Annotated in this window: 1 protein-coding gene; it reads right to left on the bottom strand. The window is 59.8% G+C overall.

Translation table 11 applies throughout. The annotated features are described in order from the left end of the window. Positions 1-221: 221 nt before the first annotated feature. Entirely contained in the window at positions 222-1,598 is a 1,377-nt protein-coding gene (locus Q8K99_09370; protein MDP2182763.1) for a hypothetical protein, read from the bottom strand. Between the last annotated feature and the right edge of the window lie 158 nt (positions 1,599-1,756).

Here is a 1,756-nt window from a genome sequence, read left to right as displayed (position 1 = left end):
CGCTCGCGCCGAACGGATGCTTCAAGGCGCGACCGGTTCCGTAGGTCAGACCATGCGCCGAGGGAGAGTCAGGAGACCTGGGCTCGCAGGTCACCCACCATATTCATGGTCTTCGCGGAGAGTGATCCGTCTGCCGAACGTCTGTGAGATAACCTGCAGCCGCGAAGCGGATGTCAGGTTGATCTCATTGTTAGAGCGCCGTATGCCGCCGCGCCGCAGCTCTAGCGCTCGTCGAGAAGAACCTTGCCGTCGAAGTTGATGTAGATGGGCGTGAGTTTCCCTCTGTCCTTGCCAGTGGACACCTTGTAGATGAACTTGAACTGAGACCGAAGCATTGCGCCGAACGAATTCTGGCTGTCAACGTATCCGGTGATTCCAATCCTGCCGGGAGTCTTCTTGAAGCCCCATCCGTCCAGAGGGTCAAGCCATCCGCCTGGAAACTGAGCCGTGCTTGGGGACTTCAGTACAGCGGTGACTGCAGCTTCAGTAATGTCCTTGACGCGTCCGGGACCGCCAACCTCCTCCCAGAAGATGTACTTCTGGTTTCGCTTGCCCTTGGAGTACAGGACGGCTAGCTCTTTGTCGCGTATCTGGAACACATTGTTGTCGCGGAACAACACGCCGTAGTCGACGTCGATGTCACCATCGCCGCAGTTGACGAGGAAGATATCTCCTTCCTTCTTGCTCTTCTCCCGCGAGGTGACCGCGCCGATGTCACTAATCCGAGCAATCTTGGCTGCCTTGATGAATGAGCGCGCCTGCTCGTCGTTCATTCCTCCGGTCGTCAGCGCCTTGTACTCGTCGGTGCCGCGCACTGCAGCCAGTTCCGCCTGCTTCTTCTCCACAGCGAGGCGAGCCGAGCGTTCCGCCGTTGTCTCGAGACTGGCGGCCGGGACGGACTGAGACACCTCCGTACGTCTTGCTTCCTGCTTCTCCTGCTCAGCGACGCGTTCTGCTTCTGCCGCCTCCTCCCGCTTGTTCTGCTCAGCGACGCGTTCCGCTTCCCGCTTCTTCTGCTCAGCGACGCGTTCTGCCGCTACAGCCGCCTTGTAGGGCGGCGAATGCAGGGAGTCAGCCAAACCGATGGTCGCGAAGCACAGCAGGAAGAAGACCGCGAACCCTCCTACGCTCCACAGGACCTTGCGATGCTTGAAGAACGGGAGCCTATGCCTGTATCCGAAATCAGAGAGAAAGAGCGCTGGCGAAATCATCAGCACGGCGAGCACGAGACCGCCAACGACTTCAATCGCACTATCTCTGGCGTCAGCGACGTGCGGCGTCCGTGAGAATACTGCCGCGAGGGCGAACACGACCCAGAAGGCGTAGTAGACGGATGCGATCACCATCTTCCAGATGCGTCTCGATCTGAATCCAAGGAGCCGCCACCTTCTGGGCTCAGCGCTCGACATGCCTTCTCGTTTGCTCGCCTGGAGGTCTCGAGCCCAAGTGCGGGTCGCATCATTCGACCACTCGATCTGGGCGAAGTCGTCATACTCACGCACTTGTTCCAGAGTGACCGGCGTGCTCCCGACAGCGAACTGGCCGCTGTGCTGATCGTAGGTCAACTCCCGGCCGTCGATGTAGCTGCCGACCTGCATTCAATCCCCCCGGTCGCTCTAGTCACCATGAGATGGCCGGCCCGAATCCGCGTATAACGTGGATCATCCGCGGGAACACGCCCGCGGTGCCGACACACGGAGGGACCGGCCATGCAACAGCTTACCCATATCGGGCTGGACGTGCACAAGGAGACCAT

It is taken from the genome of Actinomycetota bacterium (assembly GCA_030682655.1).
In the GTDB taxonomy this organism is placed as follows: Bacteria; Actinomycetota; Coriobacteriia; order Anaerosomatales; family JAUXNU01; genus JAUXNU01.
This window is presented reverse-complemented; position numbering and strand designations above follow the sequence as displayed.

What these genes read in the sequence shown, in the direction of transcription:
- Q8K99_09370 (MDP2182763.1), bottom strand. Translation starts at nt 1,598, where the DNA reads ATGCAGGTCGGCAGCTACATCGACGGCCGGGAGTTGACCTACGATCAG.